This is a genomic window from Bradyrhizobium sp. YCK136, from assembly GCF_044570075.1.
Taxonomy (GTDB): domain Bacteria; phylum Pseudomonadota; class Alphaproteobacteria; order Rhizobiales; family Xanthobacteraceae; genus Bradyrhizobium; species Bradyrhizobium diazoefficiens.
In genome coordinates, this window is record NZ_CP172424.1 from 3,007,111 (window position 1) to 3,032,683 (window position 25,573).

A 25,573-nucleotide genomic window follows, 5' to 3' on the forward strand; every position below is an offset into this window, starting at 1 on the left:
GTCAGATCCGCTCGATGTCGTGGGTGCCGAACAAGCCGTAGGGCTTGATCATCAGCACGATGATGAGGACGTAGAACGGCGCGATCTCGTAGAGATTGCCCCAGTGCAGATACTCGCTGTCGACATATTGCGCGACGTTCTCGAGCAAGCCGATGATGATGCCGCCGAGCACGGCGCCGCCGACGGAATCGAGCCCGCCGAGGATCGCCGCTGGAAACACCTTGATGCCGTAGGCGGCGAGGCCCGAGGACACCCCGTTCACCACGGCGACCACCACTCCGGCGACCGCTGAAACCGTTGCCGAGATCGCCCAGGCCATCGCGAACACGCTTTTCACGGAAATGCCGAGCGACTGCGCGACCTGCTGGTTGAATGCGGTGGCGCGCATCGCAAGGCCGTATTTGGATGCGCGGAAGAACCAGGCCATGCCGATCATCATGGCGACCGAGACCACCAGGCTCATGACATAGACGGTCTGGATCTGAAGCCCGAACAAGCTGACGGACTGGCTCTCGAACACGCGCGGGAAGGGCTGCGGGTTGACGCCGAACATCCATTTCAGCGTGGCCTGGAGCACCGTCGAGAGGCCGATCGTCACCATGATGACCGAAATGATGGGCTCGCCGATCATCGGCCGCAGGATCAGCACCTGGATGGCGATGCCGAACACGAACATGAACACCAGCGTCATCGGCATGCCGATCCAGAACGGCACCTGGTATTTCGCAAGCAAGGCCCAGCACACCCAGGCGCCAACCAGCAGCAGCTCGCCTTGCGCGAAATTGACGACCTGCGTCGCCTTGTAGATCAGCACGAACGACATCGCGACCACGCCGTAGAGCGTGCCGACCACGAGGCCGTTGACCAGGAGCTGGATGAGGAAGGCGGTGTTCATGTTATGCTATCCTTCGCCTCTCTCCGCTTGCGCAACGAGGGGGGATCGATTTGCTGGTGCGGCCTGTATCGGAAGCGAGTTCACTCCGCAGCCTCCGCCAGGTGCCCGGGTCCGCCCAGATTCACCACCCGCAGCGTCGTGCGCACTCTCTGCGTGGTGCCGTCCTGGAAGCGGATCACGGTGTCGACGGGGATGTCGGCGTCGCCGCGGTAGATCGCATCGATGATGCCGGCGTATTTCTCGTTGATGACGCTGCGCCGCACTTTTCGCGTGCGGGTGAGTTCGCCGTCATCGGCATCGAGCTCCTTGTAGAGCAGCAGGAAGCGCGAGATGCGTTGCGCCGGCGGCAGCGTGGCGTTGACGGTCTCGACCTCCTTCTGGAGCAGCGTGTAAACCTCGGGCCGCGAGGCGAGGTCGCTGTAGGTCGTGAAGGAGAGGCGGTTCTTCTCCGCCCATTTCGAGATGATGGAGTAGCGGATGCAGATCATCGCCGCGAGCGCGTCGCGGCCCGCGCCGAGCACCACGGCTTCGGCGATATAGGGCGAGAACTTCAGCTTGTTCTCGATGAATTGCGGCGAGAAGCGCTCGCCGCGCGAGGTCTCGGCGAGATCCTTGATGCGGTCGATGACGACGAGCTGCCGGTTGGAGTTGAAATAGCCGGCATCGCCCGACAGCATCCAGCCGTCCTTGATGTCGGCAACGCTTGCCTCCGAGTTCTTGTAATAGCCGAGGAACATGTTGGGATGCCGCACCACGATCTCGCCGACGCCGTGGACGTCGGCATTGTCGATGCGAATCTCGACGCTGTCGGCCATCGGCACGCCCGTCGTGTCAGGATCGACCTTGCCCTCGGGATGCAGCGTATAGGCCCCCAACAGTTCGGTCTGGCCGTAGAGCGTGCGCAGCGGCACGCCCATCGCCTGGAAGAACTTGAAGGTATCGGGCCCGAGCGCCGCGCCGCCCGTCGCAGCCGAGCGCAGGCGGGTGAAGCCGAGCCGGTCGCGCAGCGCGCGAAACAGGATGGCGTCGGCAAAACCCGAGCGCTTGCCGTCGGCAAGCGCGGCCAGGCCCGACTTCATCCCGATATCGAACAGGCGCTGCTTGAAGGGCGTGGCGTCCATCACCTTGGCGCGGACGTCGGCGGCGATGGATTCCCAGACGCGCGGGGCGAACAGCACGAAGGTCGGCGCGATCTCGCGCAGATCGTTCATCATCGTGTCGGGCTCTTCGACGAAGTTGATCTTCATCCGGCACAAGAGGCCTTTGCCGAGCACATAGACTTGCTCCATGATCCACGGCAGCGGCAGCACCGAGACGTATTCGTCGTCGGGTCCCTTCGGATCGAAGGCGAGATAGGTCGCGCAATGGCCGAGCACGCGGCCGGCGGCGAGCATTGCGAGTTTTGGATGCGAGGTGGTGCCTGACGTGGTGCAGAGGATTGCGACATCCTCGCCCTTGGTCGCGTCGACGAGCTTGTCGTAAAGCCCCGGCTCGCGCGCAGCGCGGGCGCGGCCGAGCTCGGCGAATTTCTCCGCCGACAGCAGCCTGGGGTCGTCATATTTCCGCATGCCGCGCGGGTCGGAATAGATGATGTGCTTCAGCCGCGGCACGCGGTCGGCGAGGGTGAGCAACTTGTCGACCTGCTCCTCATCCTCGGCGAAGACCAGCTGCGCCTCGCCGTAATTGAGGAGATAGGAGGCCTCTTCGTCCAGCACGTCGCGGTAGAGCCCGAGGCTCAGGCCGCCGATCGCGTGGGTGGCGATTTCCGCGGCGACCCAGTCCGGCCGGTTGTCGCCGATGATGCCGATGACGTCGTTGTGGCCAAGGCCGAGCTCGACGAGGCCGAGCGCGAAATCGCGCACGCGCGTCTGGTAGTCGTTCCAGGTGAAGACACGCCACAGCCCGAGATCCTTTTCGCGCAGCGCAATCTCGTGGCCATGCTCCCTGGCGTTGAGCCGGAGCATTTTGGGATAGGTATCGGCCTGCGCGACGCGGCCTGCATAATCCATCATGCCGCGCTCTCCTGCGCCGGCGGCGCATCGTCCGGATCGACCAGCACCTCGTCCTCCTCGCCGAGATAGGCGCGCCTGACGTGGGGATCGGCGAGCACCGCACCCGGATCGCCCTCGGCGATCTTGCGGCCGAAATCCAGCACCATGACGCGGTGGGAGATGTCCATCACCACGCCCATGTCGTGCTCGATCATCACCACCGTCATCCCGAATTCCTCGTTGAGATCGACGATGTAGCGGGCCATGTCCTCTTTCTCCTCGAAGTTCATGCCGGCCATCGGCTCGTCGAGGAGGATGAGGCGCGGCTCCAGCGCCATGGCGCGGGCGAGCTCGACGCGCTTGCGCAGGCCGTAGGAGAGGGTGCCGGCTTGCGCTTTCCGCACTGACTGGAGGTCGAGGAAGTCGATGATCTCCTCGACCTTGCGGCGATGCGCGAGCTCTTCCTTGCGCGCGCCGGTGAGCCAGTAGAGCGAGCCCGTGAGGAAATTGTTCTTCAACAGGTGATGGCGGCCGACCATGATGTTGTCGAGCACGCTCATGTGGTGGAACAGGGCCAGGTTCTGGAAGGTGCGGCCGATGCCGAGCGAGGCGCGGGCGTTCGGCGTCAGGCCGGTGATGTCGCGGCCCTGATAGAACAGCTGGCCCTCGGTCGGCTTGTAGCGGCCGGAAATACAGTTCACGATCGAGGTCTTGCCGGCCCCGTTGGGGCCGATGATCGAGAACAGCTCGCCCTCCTTGATGGCGAAGCCGACATCGGTCAGCGCACGGACGCCGCCGAACCGCAAAGACACGCCGCGCACTTCAAGACTGGTAGCCACCAAACAAGTCCCTCCCCGGTGATGGCGCTTTCTGTGGCGCTCTTCGTCGGTTCCTGTCGGGCGATCCTAGTACGGTCGTGCCGGCCAGACCATGCAGCTATTGGTCTCGACCGGACCCGCGAGGCTCTCGCTCCCGTTAGGGATCAAAAGCCGCATCGCCCGAGGTGGCCCTCAATAGGGGAAAGCGCTATTTTGAAATGTCTCCGGCCTGACAATTCTGCGACAAAGTTTTTCAGGCGAGACGGCCTTCATCTTTCGTCGGATGGCGGTCGATGCGGTCGTGTTGCAGTGCAACAGAAGGGCGGAGTGACGAAACGGTGCGGCTGGCTTCGGGATCATGATTTCAGAGGATCAACTGAAGCGCATCGCCGCTTGGTCGCGCGAGCTCACGCAAGCGGAGATCGAGGTCGCTCGCGCCGGAATCACGGAGCGGTCCTACGGCATCGGCGAGGCTGTGTTCATGCGCGGCGACACGTTCGGCTATTGGGCCGGCATGGTCTTTGGCCTTGCCCGGATGGGCGGGGTGTCGCGCGACGGCAAGGAGGCGAGCCTTGCCGGGCTGACTGCGGGGGCCTGGTTCGGCGAGGGCAGCGTGCTCAAGAACGAGCCGCGCCGCTACGACGTGGTCGCGCTGCGCAACAGCCGTGTCGCGCTGATGGAGCGCAGCGCCTTCATGTGGCTGTTCGAGAACAGCGTCGGCTTCAACCGCTTCCTGGTCCGCCAGCTCAACGAGCGGCTCGGCCAGTTCATCGGCATGCTCGAGGTCAACCGTACGCTCGATGCGACCTCGCGCCTCGCGCGCGGCATCGCCTCGTTGTTCAACCCGATCCTCTATCCGGAATCGACCGCGCATCTGGAGATCACCCAGGAGGAGATCGGGGCGCTCTCCGGCATGTCCCGCCAGAACGCCAATCGCGCGCTGAACCGGCTGGAGAAGGAGGGCCTGCTGCGACTCGAATATGGCGGCGTCACCATCCTCGATATCGAGCGGCTGCGCGGGTACGGGGACTAGGGCGCCCCGTCATCGCGCATTGGCGGGGGCGTGCAGGGGCCAGAGGTCCGCGCGCCAGCGCACCGCGATCGCCGCCATCGCGATGAACCCCGAGACGGCATAGAGCGAGCCCGTCGCGGAATAGCCGATGAGGTCGATCAGGCTGCCGGCCGCGAGCAATCCGAGCGGCAAGCCGTAGATCACCATCATGCGGACGCCCATGACACGGCCGCGCAGATGCGCGCTCGCCGTGCGCATCAGGATCACGGCGGCCGATATCATCGACATGCTCTGGGCGATGCCAGCGAGAGCGAGGCAGGCCATGGCCACCGGCATGGTCCTGATTTCGACGAACACCAGCAGCATGGCGTACCAGGCCAGCGTCGCGCCGATCAGAAGCCGGGCAATGCGCAGGCCGCCGACCAGGCTGAGCGTGATGGAGCCGATCAGCGAGCCGACGGCGAAGCTGGCCGAGAGATAGCCGAGCCCGGTCTGGTCGGTGTGAAAGATTTCGCGCGCGATGTAGGGCAGCAATCCGCCCGTGAAGGGAAATGCGGTGAGATTGGCGAGGAAGGCGACACACAGCGCGGCGCCCATTCCGGGGCCATTCCAGGCGTAGACAATCCCTTCCTTCAGCTCGTCGAGCAGTTTTGAAACGGCGCGGCTGTTCGCCGGCAGGTCCATCGTGGCAACGGTCCTTTCCGGTCGGGTCAGGCAGGACATGAGAATCGCGGCCACGAGGTAGAGGCTGGCGACTGCCGCATACACCAACCCAATGCCGAGCACGGCGAAGAGGCCGGCGCCTGTCAGCGCTCCGGCAATGCGGGCGCTGTCCTGGGTCGTCCGTGACAGGCCGATCGCGCCCACCAGCTGCTTGGCCGGCATGATGTCGGCGAGCAGCGCGCTGCGAATGCCGAGATCGGAGGAGCGGATCAAGCCCATGATTGCAACGATGATCATGACGTTGAGTGGCGCCAGACGGCCGGTCAGTGCCAGCACCATGATGGTCGAGGCGAGCGCCGTATAGGTGAGGCGCAGCACGACAAGGAGATCGCGATGACCCATGCGGTCGCCGATCATCCCGAGCACCGGTGCGACCAGCGTTCCCACATATTGCAGCGAGGCGAGAATGGTCAGCAGCAGCACCGATCCGGTCTCGACCAGGATGTACCAGCCGAGCACCAGCGTTTCGATCTCGAAGGCCCAGGAGGTGAGCAGGTCGGACGGCCACTGGAAGCGATAGTTGCGGATGCGGAATGGCGCGAGCGCGGATGTGCTCAAGATGCAATGACGGGTTTCACGGCGATTCCCTGCCCTTATTCTTGTTCTTTCTAATCCGGCAACGTAGCGCTGACACTGCTCGTGTCAATCAGCGCTGCCGCATACCAACCCGCTCGAACGCCACAAGGTTTGCCGCGCGGCTTCTGGGGGCGCTGTTTCTCGTGAGCGTCGTCGTGTCGCCTTCCCAGGCGGGTCCGCAGGACATGCTCGCCTTGATGCAGCGCTACGTCGCTCGCGAAGGAGACCGCTATGGCGAGGCGGTGTGGCTTGCGCGAAAGCTCGTCGGAGAGGCCGAGATAAGTGCGGGCGACGATCGCCGGGGGTGTCTATCCTCAGCACCGAAAGACGGTCCGGTTGCGGGGAGGGGTGAGGCCGCGCGCGCGGCCGTTAACCGACCACCGCTTGCTCTTCCCGTGCGACGAGCCCATGCTTGCCCGGTTCCTGGGCCCGTCCGGCAGGTCCAGGAGATGGCGCCATCGCGGCTTCCGCGAGGTCTTGACCCATGAACTGCTCTTGCTGTGGTTTGGAGGTCCAGAGCGGCTTTGCCTTCTGCCCGAAGTGCGGCACGAAGCAACCGAACGCGTGCCCTGGCTGCGGCTTTCCATGCGCGCCGGATTTCGCCTATTGCCCGAAATGCGGCGCCTTCGTCTCTGAGACCCCCACAGGCGGGCAGGCATCGGCGCGGACGAGCCCGACGACGCTCCCGATCCGGTCCTCCTCTCCGCCGCTCGCGCCGGCGGAGGAGGCTCAAGCCGCATTTCGACCTCAGCTGGACAAGATCGACAGCGAGGCGAACCGCCGCACCATCACCGTGCTGTTTGCCGACCTCAGCGGCTTCACTGCGATGAGCGAGCGGCTCGACCCCGAGGTCATGCAGACGCTTCAAAACGGGTTGTTCGAGGAGTTGACGGCCGCGGTGCAAAGCTTCGGCGGTTTCGTGGACAAATTCATCGGCGATGCGCTGCTTGCTCTGTTTGGTGCGCCGGCGGCGCACGAGGACGACCCAGAGCGGGCGGTGCGCGCTGCTCTCGACATGATCGACCGGACGGCGCGCCTCAGCGAACGCGCGAAGGCGTATGCAGGTTCACCGCTGCTGCTCCATGTCGGCATCAACACCGGGCACGTCGTCGCGGGCGGGCTCGGTGCGGGCGTTGCCAAATCCTATTCGGTGACCGGCGACACGGTGAATACCGCCCAGCGACTACAATCGATGGCGGCTCCGGGCGAGGTGCTGGTCGGGCCGTTGACCCACCGTCTGACGCGGCATGCGTTCTCCTATGACTCGCTTGGCGAGGTCTCGCTCAAGGGCAAGATGGGCAGCGTACTGGTCCACCGTCTGAAGGAGCCGCTCGACACGCCCCGTGCGGCGCGAGGTCTCGACACGCTGGGCCTTAATGCGCCGTTGATCGGGCGCGACGCCGAGCTTGCGCGCATGATCGCCAGCCTTGATCTCGCGTGCGGCGGCGCGGCTCAACTGGTGCGGCTGGTCGGTGAGGCCGGCATCGGGAAGACGCGCCTGGTCAGGGAGTTCGTCGCCCGCATCCGCGATCAGGATCGATTCGCAGGCGTGGCGATCCGGCAGGCGGCGTGCTCGCCGCTCGGCGAACAGTCCTACGGCACACTCGCCGCCGTGCTGCGCAGCGCCTATGGCATCGCGCAGAAGGCGGGCGCCACCGAGGCGGAGGCGAAGGTCGCCGAAGCGCTGTCGGAGCTTGGCCTCGCGACTGACGAGGCCGACCGCCTGATGCCCCTCTATCTGCACGTACTCGGCCTCGGCGACCCCAACGCCGTGCTCAGGCATGTCGAGCCCGAACAGCTCCGCCGGCAGATATTCTTCGCGATCCGCACCGTCTTCGAACGCCGCCTGGCACTGTCGCCACTGCTGATCATCGTCGAGGATCTGCATTGGGCCGATGCGGTGTCGCTTGAAGCGTTGCGCTTCCTGATGGACCGACTGGAGCGGACACGGCTGATGCTGCTGTTTACGCATCGGCCGATGCTGGAACTGGACCAGTTCGGTTCGAGCAGGATCAGTCACGCGACCCTCCGGCTGCCCCCGCTTGGGGACGCCGACGGACAAAGGCTGCTCGCGGCCTATTTCAGTCACGGTTGGCGTGAACCACCGGGACGTCTGTTCAATCGAATCCTCGATCGCGCCGGCGGCAATCCGCTTTTCCTCGAGGAGATCATACGCGCCCTGATCGAAGCCGGCACCCTGGAGCGCGACGGCGTGCAGTGGCGGATGACGTCGGATGAAGCCGCCGCCGATATTCCGGCAAGCATTCAGGCATTGTTGCTGGCGCGTCTCGACCGGTTGCCGCATCAGGTGCGCCGCCTGGCACAGGAGGCCGCAGTGATCGGCCCGCGTTTTGATGCGGCTGCTCTCGGTGCGGCGGCAACCGAGCCGGCAAGGGTCGAAGCAGGGCTCGAACTTCTGTGCGACGCGGAAATCGTCGAGGAGATCGCGGGCTCGAATTCGATTTCGCTGCGGACCTACCGCTTCACGCAGACCATGCTTCAGGACGTGATCTATCAAAACCTGCTTCTGCAGCGCCGGATCGAGCTTCATGGACGGATTGGTGGGGCGCTCGAGAGGCTGTATGGCCATGAGCCCGAGCGCCTCGAAGATCTCATACTGCTCGGACATCACTTCAGTCTGAGCGCGAGCAAGCCGAAAGGCGCGCGCTATCTGCGCGCGGCCGGCGATCGCGCACGCGCCAGCTATGCCAATGACGATGCCATCCGTCTCTACCAACAGGCCCTCGCCGTGCTGTTGGCCGGCGGCGAACGGGAGCCGGAACGTCTGGTTCTATACGAGCGGATCGCGGACCTCTGTGGCGCGGCTGGCCGCCGGAACACGGCCGAGGAGCACTATCAGAGCGCGTTGGAGGGGCACCGCGCCCTACAGGACCGGATCAGCGAAGCGCGAATTCTTCGCAAGCTTGGCCGATTGCTGTGGGACGCCGGCAAGCGGATCAAGGCAGAGACGCATTACGCCGAGGCGGCCAACCTGCTTGGAGGGATCGACGCGCCCATCGAGTGGGCGCATCTCTTGCAGGAGCGCGGCCGTCTCGCGTTTCGGACGGGCGATCACGTGGCCGCCGCAAGATGGGCAGACGAGGCGCTCGGCTATGCACGGTCCGTACCGGCGGACGCGGACGAGCAGGGAAGGCTCGAGGCGGCACGTGCCATTGCGGAGGCCCTCAACACCAAGGGGGTTGCGCTGGCGCGGCTTGGACGACACGAGGAGGCGGTGCGCGAGGTGGAGCAAAGTGTTGCAGCCGCCGAAACTGCCGGCCTCCTCAACGTAGCCTGCCGCGGCTATACCAATCTCGGTGTGCTCTACACGATTGTCGACCCGGCGAAAGCCGTGGAGGTCTGCCGGCGTGGACTCGATGTCGCGCGTCGGATCGGGGATCTCGGCTTCCAGGCGCGTCTTCTTGCCAATTTTGCCGTTGCTTGTTGCACCTTCACGGACAGATGTACCGAAGAAGGGGTGCCGGCTGCCGAAAAGGCGATCGAAATCGACCGCGCGCTCGATCAGCGCGAGCATCTCGCCGTGCCCTTGATCGTGCTCGGGCAAATCCATCAATGCCATTTCCGCCCCGATCTGGCCGCCCTCTGCTACAACGAGGCAATCGAGGTGGCGAACGAAACCGGCGAACCGCAGCAGCTTTTTCCATGCTATGATGGTCTCGCCACGCTGAGCCTTGATCGAGGCGACATGCCCGAGGCCGACCGATATTTCGCGCTGGCCCATGATGTCTGCGCCCGCCACGGGCTTGATCCCGCCGGGCTGATCGTACTGCCGTTTCTCGACTAGGTCATATGAAGGAGTTCAACCATGTCAGAACTTCATGTCGACGGACCGCTTCAACCGGGCGATCGCGCACCGAACATCGTGCTGGACGCCATCACACGCGATGGAACGATCGCGCTCCAGGATTTTCGCGGGCATAGTCCGATATTGATCGGCCTGTTTCGAGGGCTGCACTGCCCGTTCTGTCGACGCCATATCGCGGCGCAGGCGCAACTTGGCGCAGCGCTGCGCGACAAGGGCGTCGAAAGTCTCACGGTCGTGAACACGCCTATCGAACGCGCGCGGCTCTACTTCCGCTATCATCCCTTGCCCGAGCTGCTCGCCGCGTCCGACCCCGAGCGGGTCTCGCACCGCGCGTTCGGCCTGCCCAATCTCGAGTTTACGGACCACGAGACCGAGTGGCCGCGCAAGGTGGGTATGGACGTCGTCATGAGCATGCAGGTCGATATGCCCGGCGAAACGCCGGGGCCGATGAATCGGCTGGCGGCTGCCGAATACCTCAACAACAAGGACGGCTACGAGATGATGGAGGCCGATCAGCGCATGGCGGCAACCGGCCAGGGCCAGCTGTTCGGCCAGTTCCTGCTCGATCGCGAGGGGATCGTGCGCTGGACCTTTACCGAGGTTCCTGAAGGCGGCCAGCGCATGTTCGGGGCTCCGAGCCCCCAGGAGTTGATGTCGGCCGCCTCGCAGGTGGCAAGCTAGGCATCGTCGCCTGGTGATTAACCCGCCACCTTCGGCCGTTTCTCGGCGAGCGCTGCGGCCATCGCCGAAATCAGCGGCCGCATGAAATACGCATCTTCCGCCGGTGCGATGTCTGTGCGCAGGCCATGCGCGGCGAGCTCCCCCGACACCGCAGGGCCCACCGACGCAATCAGCGTCCGCTCCAACCCTGCGCGCAACTTCGCTTCGCTGCCATGTGCCTTTGCGGCTTCGATCAGGCGGCGGACCTGGCCGAGATTGGTCAGCGCGATGGAATCGATCCGTCCCTCCGCCATGTCGTCGATGGCGGCGACGATGTTGGCATCCGCCGCCTTTGAATCGTAGACATAGGGCAGCACGGTATCGACCTCGGCGCCTTGCGCCGAGAGTGCGCCGGTCAGGGGGCTGTGGTCCTTGTCCGGATAAAGCTGGAGGCCGAGGCGCCGCCCCTTCAGGTCGAGCTTGCCCAGCATCTCGATCACGCCCTCGGTGGTCGGCTTCTCCGTGGTCTGCTGCGCCTCGAGCGAGATCTCGCGCAGCGCCTTGCCGGGCTTCGGCCCGCGGGTGAATTTTCGCGATTTGGCGAGGGCCGCGACCAGAGCCTGGTCGAGACCACGGGTCCGCGCGAGCTTCATGATCCGCCGCAGGCCTTCGCCGGTCATCAGCACGAGATCGTCAAACGGCCTGTCGATGGCGCGGCGGATCCAGGCCTCGACCGGGGCCGGGTCCGGCGCATCGTGGATGGTGAACATCGGGCACTGCACGACATCGGCGCCTTGCTCGGCGAGGAGCTTTGAGAACTGCGCCTCCTCGCGCGTTTCCAGGATCAGGATGCGGTAGCCGTTCAAGCGGTCGGCCATGGGCGTGCTCCGGTACAAATCGCAATGGTCCGTTCATCCTGACTCTGCACTTTATGTAGAAGCAAGTCTTGGGATTGGCGCAAGGGCGGGGTCGGTGATAGAGCAGGGCGCAAATCGCGAGTTGTTCCGCATCATTTGCCCAAACCTTCATCAAGAGCCATGCCCGATCATCAATATGTCCTGACCCTGTCCTGTCCGGATCGCCCCGGCATCGTCTCGGCGGTGTCGACCTTCCTGGCCCACAACGGACAGAACATTCTCGACGCCCAGCAGTTCGACGACGTCGAGACCAAGAAGTTCTTCATGCGGGTGGTGTTCACCGCGGCCGATCTCGCCGTGGAACTCACCGCGCTCCAGACCGGCTTTGCCGCGATCGCGGAGCGCTTCGGCATGGAGTGGCAGATGCGCGACCGCGCCGCGCATCGCAAGGTGATGCTGCTGGTGTCGAAGTCCGACCATTGCCTGGTCGACATCCTCTATCGCTGGCGCACCGGCGAATTGGCGATGGTCCCGACCGCGATCGTCTCCAACCATCCGCGCGAGGTCTATGCCGGGCTCGATTTCGGCGGCATCCCGTTCCACCATCTGCCTGTGACCAAGGAGAGCAAGCGCGAGCAGGAGGCGCAGATCCTCGATCTCGTCGCCAAGACCGGAACTGATCTCGTCGTGCTCGCGCGCTACATGCAGATCCTGTCGGACGATCTGTCGGCCAAACTGTCGGGGCGCTGCATCAACATCCACCACTCGTTCCTGCCCGGCTTCAAGGGCGCAAAACCCTATCACCAGGCCCATGAGCGCGGCGTGAAGCTGATCGGCGCCACCGCGCATTACGTCACGCGCGATCTCGACGAGGGCCCGATCATCGACCAGGACGTCGAGCGCATCAGCCACCGCGACACGCCCGAAGATCTCGTCCGCAAGGGCCGCGACATCGAGCGCCGCGTGCTGGCGCGCGCGATCCGCTACCATCTCGACGACCGCGTCATCCCCAACGGCCGCAAGACCGTGGTGTTTATGGATTGATGTGTCTTCACCTCTCCCCGCTTGCGGGGAGAGGTCGGATTGCATCGAAGATGCAACCCGGGTGAGGGGGACTCTCCGCGACTCCAACTGTCACCGTCCCCGTGGAGACTCCCCCTCACCCCAACCCTCTCCCCGCAAGCGGGGCGAGGGAGCGCACCGACCTAGCGCACCGCGCCGCTCGACGGAGTGCCCGTCGCGCCCTTCTGCGCCTGCTCTTCCTTCTCGCGATCGGCCGCCGGCAGCAGCCGCTTGCGCTCGCGCTCCTTCATGTAGGCGTCGTATTGCGGCGTGCCTGCCCGCGGCGGGGCGTCGGCCGGCAGGCCTCCGGCCCATTGCGGGACGTAATCGCCGACGCCGGCCGACAGCTTCTCATTGACCGTGCCGCAGCCGGACAGCCCCACGGCAAGCGCGAGGAGGGGCAGGAGGGAGCGGAAAGGCTTGGGCATTGTGGGGGCGCGCTGGTTCGGTCTGGTTGGACGCCGGGTCAGGCTGGCGCCGCGAGAGTAGCCTTCAACAAGGTAAAATAGACTTATTCGAGGTAGGTAATAAGTTACCGGGTTGGAGCCGGCGCGAGGCCCCGGATGTACCAATTCTGCAAAAGAAAGACGAAATCTTCCATCCACGCGGCCCGTCGCGTTTCTAGACTGCGGCGCCGGCCTCGCGACAACGTGGCTTGGCCCGGCGAGGGGGCTTTTTCGTTGACAGGTCCATTTTATTTGTACAATCGTACAAATAAAAGCGGCCAAGGTCGGGGCGTTCGGGTCACCTCGACGTAACCGCGACATCACTCGCCGCCGTCGGAAATCGGGACGCTCGGCTTGCGCCGAATGGTCGCCAAACGTCCGATTGACAAGGGGGGCGCCAAGGACGCCATGTGGCGCGCGATAAGGCTCGCGCATGAGCTAGAGTGAGGCAAGGACCGGGCACTCGGTTCGCCGCACAAGAGGTCGGGAATCAAGGGGAGGGACACTCTGATGTTCGAACGCAAACAACTTTCTTGGGCAGCCGCGGTGGCCGCCGTTGCAGGCCTGGTAACCGTCGCGCCGGCCAGGGCCGAGGACACTGTCAAGGTCGGCCTGATCCTGCCGATGACCGGCTGCCAGGCCTCGACCGGCAAGCAGATCGAGAACGCGATCAAGCTCTACATGCAGCAGAAGGGCGACACCGTCGCCGGCAAGAAGATCGAGATCATCCTCAAGGACGACGCCGCGATTCCCGACAAGACCAAGACCGCTGCGCAAGAGCTGATCGTCAACGACAAGGTCAATTTCATCGCCGGCTTCGGCGTGACGCCGGCAGCCCTCGCCGCCGCGCCGCTGGCAACGCAGGCCAAGATTCCGGAAGTCGTGATGGCGGCCGGCACCTCCATCATCACCGAGCGCTCGCCCTACATCGTGCGCACCAGCTTCACCCTGGCGCAGTCCTCGACCATCATCGCCGACTGGGCGGTGAAGAACGGCATCAAGAAGGTGGCGACGCTGACCTCGGACTACGCGCCGGGCAACGACGCGCTGAACTTCTTCAAGCAGAATTTCACCGCCGGCGGCGGTGAGGTGGTCGAAGAGGTCAAGACGCCGCTCGCGAATCCCGATTTCGCGCCGTTCCTTCAGCGCATGAAGGACGCCAAGCCTGACGCGATCTTCGTGTTCGTGCCGGCCGGTCAGGGCGGCAACTTCATGAAGCAGTATGCCGAGCGTGGCCTCGACAAGGCCGGCATCAAGGTGATCGGACCGGGCGACGTCACCGACGACGACCTCCTCAACAACATGGGCGATGCCGTGCTCGGCACGGTCACCGCGCACCTTTATTCGGCGGCGCATCCGTCCGCGATGAACAAGGATTTTGTCGCGGCCTACAAGAAGTCCTTCGGCACTCGTCCGGGCTTCATGGCGGTGAGCGGCTATGACGGCATCCACCTCATCTACGAGGCGCTGAAGAAGACCGGTGGCGACACCGACGGCACCAAGCTGGTCGAGGCGATGAAGGGCCAGAAGTGGGAAAGCCCGCGCGGCCCGATCTCGATCGACCCCGAGACGCGCGACATTGTGCAGAACATCTACATCCGCAAGGTCGAGAAGGTCGACGGCGAGCTCTACAATGTCGAGTTCGCGACCTTCGAAGCCGTCAAGGACCTCGGCAAGACCAAGAAGTGACGCGCGAAAGCGCGTCATCCCGGGGGGCGCATTGGCGCGAGCCCGGGATCTCGCGCCCCGCTCTCGTCATGCCCGGGCTTGACCGGTGCATCCACGCGAGAGCCGAAACAAGAACGTGGATGGCCGGGACATTTGTTTGAAGACGGACGCACTTCGTGCTTTTGCCCGGCCATGACCGATAACCCAAGCTGAGACGATGACCTCTATCCTCACCAACCTGTTCGATGGCGTTGCCTACGGCATGCTGCTGTTCGTGCTCGCTTGCGGGCTCGCGGTCACGCTCGGCCTGATGAACTTCGTCAACCTCGCTCACGGCGCCTTCGCCATGACCGGCGGCTATGTCTGCATGGTGCTGGTCAACCGGATGGGCTGGCCGTTCTTCGCCGCGCTGCCGCTCGCTTTCGTCTCGTCGGCGGCGATCGGCATCGTGCTCGAGCGTACGCTCTACCGCCATCTCTATACGCGCAGCCATCTCGACCAGGTGCTGTTCACCATCGGCCTGACCTTCATGTCGGTCGCGGCGGTCGACTACATCCAGGGCTCGTCGCGGGTCTTCATCAACCTGCCGGCCGCGCTCCAGGGCCAGTTCGACCTGTTCGGCGTCGGCATCGGCCGCTACCGGCTGATGATCATCGTGATCTGCGGCCTGCTCACCATCGCGCTCCAGATGGTGCTGGCCAAGACCCGTTTCGGCAGCCGGCTGCGCGCCGCCGTTGACGATCCGCGCGCCGCCAGCGGCCTCGGCATCAACGTGCCGCAGGTGTTCGCTTTCACGTTTGCATTCGGTTGCGGGCTCGCCGGCCTCGGTGGCGCGCTCAGCGCCGAGATCCTCGGCCTCGACCCGTATTTCCCGCTGAAGTTCATGATCTACTTCCTGATCGTGGTCACCGTCGGCGGCTCGTCCTCGATCACCGGCCCGTTCCTGGCCTCGCTCCTGCTCGGCATCGGCGACGTCGCCGGCAAGTACTACGTGCCGAAGATGGGCCCCTTCGTGATCTACACCATGATGATCGTGATCCTGATCTGGCGCCCGAACGGCCTGTTCGGCCGCACGGCCGCGCGTTGAGTTCGCCGATGAGCGCTTCCTCCGACGTCGGTTATCACGCCCAGCGCCATGCGCGCTGGCACTATGGCGAAGTCGCCTTCTGGCTGATCGTGCTGGCCTGCGGCTTTGCATTTCCCACGCGCTATCTGATCATGACCGACATCCTGCGGCTGGCGCTGTTTGCGATGTCGCTCGATCTCATCCTCGGCTATGCCGGCATCGTCTCGCTCGGCCACGCCGCCTTCTTCGGCGTCGGCGCCTATGCGGCGGGGCTGCTTGCTCTTCACGGGATCATCAACGAGCCCGTGCTCGCGCTGATCGTGGCCGGCCTTGCCGCGATGGTGCTGGGCTTCGCCACCAGCTTCCTCGTGATCCGCGGCGTCGATCTCACCCGGCTGATGGTGACGCTCGGCATCGCGCTGCTGCTGGAGGCGCTCGCCGAGCGCTTCTCCAACATCACCGGCGGGACCGACGGCCTGCAGGGCATCGAGATGCAGCCGATCTTTGGCGAGATTCCGTTCGACATGTTCGGCAAGGCCGGCTTCTTCTATTCATTGGCCGTGCTGTTCGTGTTGTTCCTGTTCGCCCGCCGCGTCGTGCATTCGCCGTTCGGCCTGTCGCTGCGTGCGATCAAGAACAATCCGCTGCGGGCCGCGGCGATCGGCATCCCCGTCAACCGCCGCCTGATCGCGATCTATACGCTGGCGGCGTTCTATGCCGGCATCGCAGGCGCGCTGTTCACCCAGACCACCGCGATCGCCTCGCTCGACGTGTTCGCCTTCGAGCGCTCCGCCGACCTGATGCTGGTGCTCGTCATCGGCGGCACCGGCTATCTCTATGGCGGGCTGGTCGGCGCGGTGGTGTTCCGTATGCTCCAGGAATTGTTCTCCACCATCACCCCGCAATACTGGCAATTCTGGATCGGCCTCGTGCTGGTCGTGATCGTGCTGGTCGGCCGCCAGCGCCTGCATCGCTGGGTGCTGTATGTGCCGAACCTGATCATCAAGCAGGTTGCCGGTCGCAAGGCGGTCGTCGCCGTGCCGGAGAGCGACGCATGACCATCGCGCTCGAAACCCAGAACCTCGAAAAGCAGTTCGGCGGCCTGCGCGTCACCCGCGATCTCTCGCTCAGAATCGAGCAGGGCGCCCGCCACGCGCTGATCGGCCCGAACGGCGCCGGCAAGACCACTGTCATCAACCAGCTCACCGGCGTGCTGAAGCCGAACTCCGGGCGCATCCTGCTGGAAGGCCAGGACATCACGGACGTGCCGGTGCACAAGCGCGTGCTGCGCGGCCTGTCGCGCACCTTCCAGATCAACCAGCTCTATCCCGACCTGACCCCGCTCGAGACCATCGGCCTTGCCGTCTCCGAGCGCCTCGGCCATGGCGGCGACTGGTGGCGGCGGATGGGCACGCGCAGCGACGTCAACGGCGAGATCGCCGATCTGCTCGCGCGTTTCCATCTGCTCGACGTCATGAACGAACAGACCGTGACGTTGCCCTACGGCAAGCAGCGCCTGCTCGAGATCGCGGTCGCGATCGCGGCCAAGCCGCGCGTGCTGCTGCTCGACGAGCCCGCCGCAGGCGTGCCCGAGAGTGAACGCCACGATATTCTCGCCGTCGTAGGCAGCCTGCCGCGCGACGTCACGGTGCTGCTGATCGAGCACGATATGGATCTGGTGTTCTCCTTCGCCGACCGGATTTCGGTTCTGGTCTCCGGCGCGCTGCTCACAGAAGGCCCGCCCGAGCAGGTCGCGCGCGACCCGCAGGTCAAGGCGGTCTATCTCGGCGAGGAGGCGGTCAATGTCTGACCTGCTCGAGATCGAAGCCTTGCGCGCGGGCTACGGCGAGGCGGTGGTGCTGCCGAAGATGTCCCTGCGCCTCGCCGAAGGGCAGGTGCTGGCGCTGCTCGGACGCAACGGCACCGGCAAGACCACGCTGATCAACTCCATCGTCGGCGTCACCCGCCGCTTCGCCGGCACCGTCGCGCTCGCCGGCACGGATGTCACCATTCTCCGACCCGACCAGCGGGCGCGCGCTGGCATCGGCTGGGTGCCGCAGGAGCGCAACATCTTCCGCTCGCTCACGGTCGAGGAGAACATGACCGCGGTGGCCCGGCCCGGTCCCTGGACGGTCGAGAAGGTCTACGAGATGTTTCCGCGGCTGAAGGAGCGGCGGGGCAATTTTGGCAACCAGCTCTCCGGCGGCGAGCAGCAGATGCTGGCGATCGGCCGCGCGCTGACCCTCAACCCGAAGGTCCTGCTGCTGGACGAGCCGACCGAGGGCCTTGCCCCCATCATCGTCGAGGAGCTGTTGAAGGCGATCGGCACCATCACCCGCGCCGGCGGCATCTGCTCGATCATCGTCGAGCAGAATGCGCAAAAGATTCTGGGGCTCGCCGACCGTGTTGTGATGTTGGAACGCGGAACGATCGTCCACGACGCCCCGAGCGCTGCGCTGAAGGCCGACCCCTCGGTCCTGGAGCGCCACCTCGGAGTCGCAGGGGCGGCGGCCCACTAAAAAATCCTCGGGAGTTCAAGAATGCAGCGAACCAAAGCCCCCTTCCGCGCCGACGAGGTCGGCAGCCTCCTGCGCCCCGCCAAGATCAAGGAAGCCCGCGCCAGGCTTGAGAAGGGAGAGATCTCGGCCGACGATCTGCGCAAGATCGAGGACATGGAGATCGAGAAGGTCGTGCACAAGCAGGCCTCGGTCGGGCTGAAGCTTGCGACCGACGGCGAATTCCGCCGCTCCTGGTGGCATTTCGACTTCTTGGCCAAGCTCACCGGCTGCGAGCTGTTTCACCCCGACACCGGCATCCAGTTCGCCGGCGTGCAGACCCGTCACGATGCGGTCCGCGTGATCAGCAAGCTCGACTTCCCCGACGACCACCCGATGCTGGACCATTTCCGCTTCCTGAAGAAGTGCGCCGACCAGGCCCACGTCACCGCCAAGATGACGATCCCCTCGCCGGCGGTGCTGCACTTCCGCGGTGGCCGCAAGTCGATCTCCAAGGACGTCTATCCCGATCTCGATGCCTTCTACGAGGACCTCGGCAAGACCTATCGGAAGGCCGTGAAGGCGTTCTATGACGCCGGCTGCCGCTATCTCCAGTTCGACGACACCGTGTGGGCCTATCTCTGCTCGCCGGACGAATTGCAGAAGGCGCGCGAGCGCGGCGACAATCCGGATGGTCTCCAGCAGATCTATGCGCGCATCATCAACTACGCGCTGGCCGAGAAGCCCGCCGACATGGTGGTGACGACACATGTCTGCCGCGGCAATTTCCGCTCGACCTGGATCTCCTCGGGCGGCTACGAGCCGGTGGCCGAGACCATGCTCGCCGGCACCAATTACGACGGCTACTTCCTGGAGTACGACAGCGACCGCGCCGGCGGTTTCGAGCCGCTGCGCTTCCTGCCCAAGGGCAACAAGGTCGTCGTGGTCGGCGTCATCACCTCGAAGTTCGGTGAGCTCGAGAAGAAGGACGACATCAAGCGCCGTCTGGAAGAAGCCGCCAAGTTCGCGCCGCTGGAGCAGCTCGCACTGTCCCCGCAATGCGGCTTCGCCTCGACCGAGGAGGGCAACATCCTCTCCGAGGAAGAGCAGTGGGCCAAGCTGAGCCTTGCGGTGGAGATCGCGAAGGAAGTGTGGGGCAACTGAGGCACAGCGTCATCCCGGGGCGTGCGTAGCGCGAACGATGGTGCGCGCTTGCGCACCTGAGGATTTCGAGATCCCGGGTCTGGTGCTTGCGCACCACCCCGGGATGACGATGCGCAAGCGCATCGTCACTTCTCCGCCAGGTAGACCTCACCCAGCAGCGACGAATTCGACCACGGCACCTGCTTGTTCTTCGTAGTCGAGACCACTTCCGCCCGCACCCGCGTGAGCATCTGCTGCACCTCCAGCCCGGGCGTGCCGATGTGACGGGATAGCGCGGCGGAGAACGGCGAGTTGGCGCCGTCGCCGTCGAGCGCGACCTGGCCCGGTGCGGTGGCGAAAGCGATCAGCGTGCCGGCGCCGAGTGTCGCCCCGGCGCCGAGGCTCGTCGGAGCTGCGAGGCCCGAGGCGCCCTCGATGCCGCGATTGGCAGAGGCTGAAGCCACCTGTTGTGCCATCGGGTTGTTGCGGCAGGCATCGAAAATCAAAATGTTGGTGCGAACCTGATCGTCGAGGCCGGCCATGATCGTGTCCATGTCGATCATCGCCTCTGTCATGGCCGTGCCCGGCTTGAGTTCGACGTCGACGGGAATGAGATAGTTGCGGCCGTCCACCTGCACGCCATGGCCGGCATAGTAGACCACGGCGACTTGCGCCCGGGCCGCATCGCGCAGGAAGTCGCGCGTCATCTTCTGCATCGCGGCGCGGTCGAGGTCGACGCCCTCCGACACGGTGAAGCCGATGTCGCGCAGGCTCTTGGCGACGGCGCGGGCGTCGTTGGGTGGATTGGGCAGCGCCTTCACATGCGCATAGGCGCCGTTGCCGATAATCAGCGCCATGCGCGTGCCGCGCACGGCCGGAGCAGGCGAGGGCGCGGATGCCGCGCCGGTCTGCTGCGGGGCAGGGGCCGCTGTCGGCTGCGTCGTGGGCGAGGGCGCATCGCGCGGGATCGGCACAGCTGCATCGCTCACCAGCGACAGCCGCACTTTTGCGGTCGCCTGGTTGGCCTTACTGCCGGCGTCCGACGCCACGATCGCCAGCGTCGCCTTGTAGTCGTCGCGTGCGCGTGCGTAGTCGCCTTTCGCTTCATAGGCCAGCGCGCGATGGGTATAGCCCGAGATCAGCACGCTGTTCGGCGGCGTCATGATGTTGGCCGGCGGCTTTTCCTTGGCGAGCCGGATCGCCTCGCTGCCATCGGCGATGGCGCGATCGAGATCGGCCTTGGCGCGCCAGATCGAGGTACGGTTGATCAGCGGCTGCGGCAGCGTCGGGTCGAGCCGGATCGCTTGGTTGATGTCGGCGAGCGCGCCGTCGAGATCGCCGAGTGCTTCTTTCGAGATGCCGCGGTTCTGGAACGAGAACGCCGATTTCGGATCGGCTTTGATCGACATGTCGTAGTCGGCGATCGCCTTGGTGTAGTCGTGCTTGCCCCGCCAGGCGTTGCCGCGATTGTGGAAGATGATGCCGCTGGGAGGTCCGAGCTTCAGCGCATCGTCGAAATCGGCGATCGCGATGTCGTAGTCGCCCTTGTCGTAATAGGCCGAGCCCCTGAGGTTATAGACCGCCTGGCTCGGCTGCAGCCGGATTGCCTCCGTGGCATCAGTGATGACCTTGGCGTAGTCGCCCTTCTTGTTCCAGCCCACCGCGCGCCAGAAATAGACGGTCGCTAGCTGTTCGCCCTTGAACACCTTCAGCGCGATGATCTTGGTGCAGGCGTCGACCATCTTGTCCGCCGGGGTGGTCTCGGTGGTGCAGAGCGGCCCGAGCTGGTTGCGCGCCTGCGCCTGGGCCGACGTTGACCCCAGCACGACGGTGAGCAGGCAGAGCGCGACGAGCAGGCGGCGCATGGCGGTCGTCCCGTAAGAGGAGAAGTGCTTGTTTGTTGCCCGGCGGTACGCCGGGGTTCACGCTCCCGTCGTTGGACCTGGGGTAAAGCAAGCGAGGGTATTCCCCCGGTGGGCAGACTTTGCTAAGAGGTGGGACCCAACATCGCTGCCCACCACCTTCCCACTCATGAAAAACGACGAAATCCTGAGCCAGATCACCGAGTTCTGCCGCAAGGCGGATATGGCGGAATCGACGTTTGGCCGGCGCGCGGTGAACGATGGGAAGCTGGTGCATCGCCTGCGCGAGGGAAAGCGCATCACCATCGACACGCTGGAGCGGATCCAGGCCTATATGGCGGCGTCGATGGCCGGCGGCGTGCCGCCGCCACGAGGCCTTCAGGTGCCTCCGGAAAAGCGCGATCCGCGTGGTAATTTCCGTTTCTTCGAGAACCGGCAGAAATATCTGCTGTTCGTCCACACCTGTAGCGAAAAGCGGGTGATCGCGGACCGGGTTGCGCTGGAACTGGCCGCCATCCATCCGCGCCCGCCGGCGCTGCGCCTGTTCGACGCCGGCGTCGGCGACGGCACGGTGCTGGCGCGGGTGCTGCGCGCGACGCACCAGCGCTTTCCGCACATGCCGTTCTATGTCGCCGGCAAGGAGCTCAGTCTCGAGGACCTGCGCCTGACGCTGGAGAAGGTGCCGGATCGCATTTTCGAGCATCCTGCGTCGGTGTTCGTCTTCACCAACATGTTCTATTCGGAGGCGCCCTGGCTCACGCCGGCATCGCCCGCAGCGGCGGCCGCCACCGTCTGGCACGAGGTTCCGCTACGTGGCGCCTCGTCGGGCGAGTTCGAGCAGCAGATCGCAGAGCTGCGGCCGTTCCTGGAGCAGAACTGGCGCGCCGCGATCAGCCCGCGCACGGCCATGCCGCTCTACGCGCGGCCGGTCGTCCTGGTGCTCTATCGCGAGGATCACCGGTTCCTGCTGGATTCGACCATTCCGCGGCCGGGCCAGACCGAGGCCAATTTCGACCTCGTTATTGCATCCCAGCCATACCGTGCGCTGTCCTCGGTCAATTTCCGGGCAAAGCGGATCATTGCGCCTCTGGCGCGGGCATTGCGGCCGGGGGGGCGCCTGATCGGTATTCACTCCCATGGTCACGATCCGGGCATGGAAATGATCCAGGCAATCTGGCCCGGAGAAAATCCTTTCGCGGTCAGTCGTCATGAGCTATTGCGCGCAGTTAAGTACGAGCTCGGATCGTTGGGCCGCGACCTAAACTTTAATGCCTACGCGGACAACCGCTCGATCTTCAGGTATGATATGGAAGCGCTGCCCAACGAGGTGACGGGTACTATCGGAACCTCGACGGCCTTTGCAGCGTGGAATGCGGCGGTGTATGTCGCTCAGATCGAGGACGACCGGTTGGCAGAAATGACTCAAAACGGCCGCACTCTGGATGCCGCCAGGGACGTGCTGAGAAAGTACAACGGGCTCTGGTTTCTTGACGAATCCTACGTCATCTCGCGCCGGCGTGATTGACATAATCCAAAGGTAAACATCGCAAACGAACCGCCGTGCAGTGGCGGAACAAGGGGTTTCTTGATGCGCGCGTCCTATCTCTTCACCAGCGAGTCCGTGTCCGAGGGCCATCCGGACAAGGTCTGCGACCGGATCTCCGATGAAATCGTCGATCTGTTCTACCGCGAGGGGCCGAAAGCCGGCATCGACCCGTGGCAAATCCGCGCCGCCTGCGAAACGCTTGCGACCACCAACAAGGTCGTGATCGCCGGCGAGACCCGCGGCCCGAAGTCCGTCACGAACGAGCAGATCGAGGGCGTCGTGCGCGCCGCGATCAAGGACATCGGCTACGAGCAGGAAGGTTTCCACTGGAAGACCTGCGACATCGAGATTCTGCTGCATCCGCAGTCGGCCGACATCGCCCAGGGCGTCGATGCGCTTCAGCCGGGTGAGGTCAAGGAAGAAGGCGCGGGCGACCAGGGCATCATGTTCGGTTACGCCACCAACGAGACGCCTGACTTGATGCCGGCGCCGATCTTCTACGCCCACAAGATCCTGCGCCTCATCTCCGAAGCGCGCCACTCCGGCCGCGAGAAGGTGCTGGGCCCGGATTCCAAGAGCCAGGTCACCGTGCAGTACGAGAACGGCAAGCCGGTTGGCGTGCGCGAGATCGTGGTCTCCCACCAGCATCTGGTGCCGGACCTCACCTCCAGCCAGGTGCGCGACATCGTCGAGCCCTATGTGCGCGAGGCGCTGCCGAAGGACTGGATCACGCCGAAGACCATCTGGCACATCAACCCGACCGGCAAGTTCTACATCGGCGGTCCCGACGGCGACGCCGGCCTGACCGGCCGCAAGATCATCGTCGACACCTATGGTGGCGCGGCCCCGCATGGCGGCGGTGCGTTCTCCGGCAAGGATCCGACCAAGGTCGACCGTTCTGCGGCCTACGCCGCGCGCTACGTCGCCAAGAACATCGTTGCCGCCGGTCTCGCCGACCGCTGCACGCTGCAGCTTGCCTATGCCATCGGCGTGGCGCGGCCGCTGTCGATCTACATCGACACCCACGGCACCGGCAAAGTGCCGGAGGAACAGCTCGAGAAGGCGGCGGCGCAGGCGATGGATCTCACGCCCCGCGGCATCCGCAGCCATCTCGACCTCAACCGCCCGATCTACGCGCGCACCTCGGCCTACGGCCATTTCGGCCGCACGCCCGACAACGAGGGCGGCTTCTCCTGGGAGAAGACCGATCTCGTCGAGCAGCTGAAGCGCGCGCTCTAGTTCACTTGCGTCATTCCGGGGCGCCGCGACAGCGGCGAACCCGGAATCTCGATCCTCCGGATTCCGGGTTCGCTCTTTTCGCGAGCGCCCCGGAATGACGAGTCAAACAAACAGGAACCCCCTATGAACGCGAAGCCCGGCTTCACCGATTACATCGTCAAGGACATTTCGCTCGCCGATTTCGGCCGCAAGGAACTCTCGCTCGCCGAGACCGAGATGCCCGGCCTGATGGCCACCCGCGAGGAGTTCGGCCCGAAGCAGCCGCTGAAGGGCGCGCGCATCGCCGGCTCGCTGCACATGACGATCCAGACCGGGGTGCTGATCGAGACGCTGGCAGCACTCGGCGCCGACATTCGCTGGGTCTCCTGCAACATCTATTCGACGCAGGACCACGCTGCCGCCGCGATCGCGGCCGCCGGCATTCCCGTCTTCGCCGTCAAGGGAGAGACGCTGACCGAATACTGGGACTACACCGCCAAGCTGTTCGACTGGCACGGCGGCGGTCATCCGAACATGATCCTCGATGACGGCGGTGACGCCACCATGTACGTCCATCTCGGTCTGCGTGCCGAGAACGGCGACACCGCCTTCCTCGACAAGCCCGGCTCCGAGGAAGAGGAAGTCTTCTTCGCGCTTCTGAAGAAGCAGCTCAAGGAAAAGCCGAAGGGCTACTTCGCCGAGATCGCCAAGAGCATCAAGGGCGTTTCCGAAGAGACCACCACGGGCGTGCATCGTCTCTATGACATGCAGAAGGCCGGCACGCTGCTGTGGCCGGCGATCAACGTCAACGACAGCGTCACCAAGTCCAAGTTCGACAACCTCTACGGCTGCCGTGAATCGCTGGTCGACGGCATTCGCCGCGGCACCGACGTAATGATGTCGGGCAAGGTCGCGATGGTCGCGGGCTTCGGCGACGTCGGCAAGGGCTCGGCCGCCTCGCTGCGCCAGGCCGGCTGCCGCGTGATGGTCTCCGAAGTCGATCCGATCTGCGCGCTCCAGGCCGCGATGGAAGGCTACGAGGTCGTGACCATGGAAGACGCCGCGCCCCGCGCCGACATCTTCGTCACCGCGACCGGCAACAAGGACATCATCACGATCGAGCACATGCGCGCGATGAAGGATCGCGCCATCGTCTGCAACATCGGCCACTTCGACAACGAGATCCAGATCGCGGGTCTGCGTAACCTGAAGTGGACCAACATCAAGCCGCAGGTCGACGAGATCGAATTCCCCGACAAGCACCGCATCATCATGCTGTCGGAGGGGCGCCTCGTGAACCTCGGCAACGCGATGGGTCATCCGTCCTTCGTGATGTCGGCGTCCTTCACCAACCAGACGCTGGCGCAGATCGAGCTGTTCGCCAACAACAAGGACGGCAAGTACAAGAAGGAAGTCTACGTGCTGCCGAAGACCCTCGACGAGAAGGTAGCGCGCCTGCACCTCGCCAAGATCGGCGTCAAGCTCACCGAGCTGCGCAAGGACCAGGCCGACTATATCGGCGTGAAGCAGGAAGGCCCGTACAAGAGCGATCACTACCGCTACTGAGCCAGCCTCATCGAAACATCAAAGCCCCGGAGCGATCCGGGGCTTTTTTGTTGCCCACCCGTCTGATACGCTCTCAGGTAGAGCCAGAAAAAGCCTGCCACCTTTGCAGCGGGCGGCCCATTGCCCGGCACATATTGCCTGGC

At 64.7% G+C, this 25,573-nt stretch carries 20 protein-coding genes; 13 read left to right on the forward strand and 7 right to left on the reverse strand.

The window, feature by feature from the left end; genetic code table 11:
* Position 1: 1 nt before the first annotated feature.
* The 3 genes from ACFLEY_RS14160 to ACFLEY_RS14170 all read right to left on the reverse strand — a co-directional run bounded on the left by ACFLEY_RS14160 (position 2) and on the right by ACFLEY_RS14170 (position 3,725).
* Positions 2-895, reverse strand: coding sequence for a branched-chain amino acid ABC transporter permease (locus tag ACFLEY_RS14160; RefSeq protein ID WP_011088705.1), 894 nt, complete (start codon positions 893-895; stop codon positions 2-4).
* Between the two features lie 80 nt (positions 896-975).
* Entirely contained in the window at positions 976-2,907 is a 1,932-nt protein-coding gene (locus tag ACFLEY_RS14165; protein ID WP_060908264.1) for a long-chain fatty acid--CoA ligase, read from the reverse strand.
* On the reverse strand, positions 2,904-3,725 hold the full coding sequence (locus tag ACFLEY_RS14170; protein WP_011088703.1) for an ABC transporter ATP-binding protein: 822 nt from the start codon (positions 3,723-3,725) through the stop codon (positions 2,904-2,906). Before ACFLEY_RS14170 ends, ACFLEY_RS14165 begins: the two co-directional genes overlap by 4 nt.
* Positions 3,726-4,062: 337 nt before the next feature.
* Here ACFLEY_RS14170 and ACFLEY_RS14175 point away from each other — a divergent pair, with 337 nt between their 5' ends.
* Positions 4,063-4,737, forward strand: coding sequence for a Crp/Fnr family transcriptional regulator (locus ACFLEY_RS14175; protein WP_011088702.1), 675 nt, complete (start codon positions 4,063-4,065; stop codon positions 4,735-4,737).
* A 9-nt stretch (positions 4,738-4,746) separates the two neighbouring features.
* Here ACFLEY_RS14175 and ACFLEY_RS14180 read toward each other — a convergent pair whose 3' ends face one another.
* Positions 4,747-5,997, reverse strand: a complete 1,251-nt coding sequence (locus ACFLEY_RS14180) for an MFS transporter (protein ID WP_028173190.1) — start codon at positions 5,995-5,997, stop codon at positions 4,747-4,749.
* 502 nt (positions 5,998-6,499) lie between these two features.
* Between ACFLEY_RS14180 and ACFLEY_RS14185 the strand changes: the two genes are divergently transcribed.
* Both ACFLEY_RS14185 and ACFLEY_RS14190 read left to right on the forward strand, forming a co-directional pair.
* Positions 6,500-9,820, forward strand: a complete 3,321-nt coding sequence (locus tag ACFLEY_RS14185) for an adenylate/guanylate cyclase domain-containing protein (protein WP_060908263.1) — start codon at positions 6,500-6,502, stop codon at positions 9,818-9,820.
* 21 nt (positions 9,821-9,841) lie between these two features.
* Complete coding sequence (locus tag ACFLEY_RS14190; protein WP_060908262.1) at positions 9,842-10,522, forward strand: redoxin domain-containing protein; 681 nt, start codon at positions 9,842-9,844, stop codon at positions 10,520-10,522.
* A gap of 17 nt (positions 10,523-10,539) precedes the next feature.
* Here the strand turns inward: ACFLEY_RS14190 and ACFLEY_RS14195 are convergent, their stop codons facing one another.
* The gene (locus ACFLEY_RS14195; protein WP_060908261.1) at positions 10,540-11,379 is read right to left on the reverse strand and encodes a uroporphyrinogen-III synthase; all 840 of its coding nucleotides are present in this window, start codon (positions 11,377-11,379) and stop codon (positions 10,540-10,542) included.
* A 159-nt stretch (positions 11,380-11,538) separates the two neighbouring features.
* On the opposite strand from ACFLEY_RS14195, the gene purU reads away from it, so the two are divergent.
* Positions 11,539-12,402, forward strand: coding sequence for a formyltetrahydrofolate deformylase (gene purU / locus ACFLEY_RS14200; protein ID WP_060908260.1), 864 nt, complete (start codon positions 11,539-11,541; stop codon positions 12,400-12,402).
* A 161-nt stretch (positions 12,403-12,563) separates the two neighbouring features.
* Here purU and ACFLEY_RS14205 read toward each other — a convergent pair whose 3' ends face one another.
* Positions 12,564-12,848, reverse strand: a complete 285-nt coding sequence (locus ACFLEY_RS14205; protein ID WP_060908259.1) for a hypothetical protein — start codon at positions 12,846-12,848, stop codon at positions 12,564-12,566.
* 528 nt (positions 12,849-13,376) lie between these two features.
* Here ACFLEY_RS14205 and ACFLEY_RS14210 point away from each other — a divergent pair.
* The 6 genes from ACFLEY_RS14210 to ACFLEY_RS14235 all read left to right on the forward strand — a co-directional run bounded on the left by ACFLEY_RS14210 (position 13,377) and on the right by ACFLEY_RS14235 (position 19,259).
* On the forward strand, positions 13,377-14,555 hold the full coding sequence (locus ACFLEY_RS14210) for an ABC transporter substrate-binding protein (RefSeq protein ID WP_060908258.1): 1,179 nt from the start codon (positions 13,377-13,379) through the stop codon (positions 14,553-14,555).
* A 196-nt stretch (positions 14,556-14,751) separates the two neighbouring features.
* On the forward strand, positions 14,752-15,621 hold the full coding sequence (locus tag ACFLEY_RS14215; protein WP_011088693.1) for a branched-chain amino acid ABC transporter permease: 870 nt from the start codon (positions 14,752-14,754) through the stop codon (positions 15,619-15,621).
* Positions 15,622-15,629: 8 nt separating this feature from the next.
* Positions 15,630-16,658, forward strand: a complete 1,029-nt coding sequence (locus ACFLEY_RS14220) for a branched-chain amino acid ABC transporter permease (protein ID WP_060908257.1) — start codon at positions 15,630-15,632, stop codon at positions 16,656-16,658.
* Positions 16,655-17,410, forward strand: a complete 756-nt coding sequence (locus tag ACFLEY_RS14225; protein ID WP_060908256.1) for an ABC transporter ATP-binding protein — start codon at positions 16,655-16,657, stop codon at positions 17,408-17,410. Before ACFLEY_RS14220 ends, ACFLEY_RS14225 begins: the two co-directional genes overlap by 4 nt.
* Entirely contained in the window at positions 17,403-18,119 is a 717-nt protein-coding gene (locus tag ACFLEY_RS14230; RefSeq protein ID WP_060908255.1) for an ABC transporter ATP-binding protein, read from the forward strand. Before ACFLEY_RS14225 ends, ACFLEY_RS14230 begins: the two co-directional genes overlap by 8 nt.
* 21 nt (positions 18,120-18,140) lie before the next feature.
* The gene (locus ACFLEY_RS14235) at positions 18,141-19,259 is read left to right on the forward strand and encodes a cobalamin-independent methionine synthase II family protein (RefSeq protein ID WP_011088689.1); all 1,119 of its coding nucleotides are present in this window, start codon (positions 18,141-18,143) and stop codon (positions 19,257-19,259) included.
* Between the two features lie 125 nt (positions 19,260-19,384).
* Here ACFLEY_RS14235 and ACFLEY_RS14240 read toward each other — a convergent pair whose 3' ends face one another.
* Complete coding sequence (locus tag ACFLEY_RS14240) at positions 19,385-21,103, reverse strand: caspase family protein (protein ID WP_060908254.1); 1,719 nt, start codon at positions 21,101-21,103, stop codon at positions 19,385-19,387.
* 166 nt (positions 21,104-21,269) lie between these two features.
* Between ACFLEY_RS14240 and ACFLEY_RS14245 the strand changes: the two genes are divergently transcribed.
* From ACFLEY_RS14245 to ahcY, 3 genes are all read left to right on the forward strand, one after another.
* Complete coding sequence (locus ACFLEY_RS14245; protein ID WP_211433456.1) at positions 21,270-22,625, forward strand: hypothetical protein; 1,356 nt, start codon at positions 21,270-21,272, stop codon at positions 22,623-22,625.
* Between the two features lie 63 nt (positions 22,626-22,688).
* Positions 22,689-23,885, forward strand: a complete 1,197-nt coding sequence (gene metK, locus ACFLEY_RS14250; protein WP_011088686.1) for a methionine adenosyltransferase — start codon at positions 22,689-22,691, stop codon at positions 23,883-23,885.
* A gap of 123 nt (positions 23,886-24,008) precedes the next feature.
* Positions 24,009-25,430: an adenosylhomocysteinase gene (gene ahcY, locus ACFLEY_RS14255; protein WP_011088685.1), complete on the forward strand. Its 1,422-nt coding sequence runs from the start codon at positions 24,009-24,011 to the stop codon at positions 25,428-25,430.
* Positions 25,431-25,573: the final 143 nt, after the last annotated feature.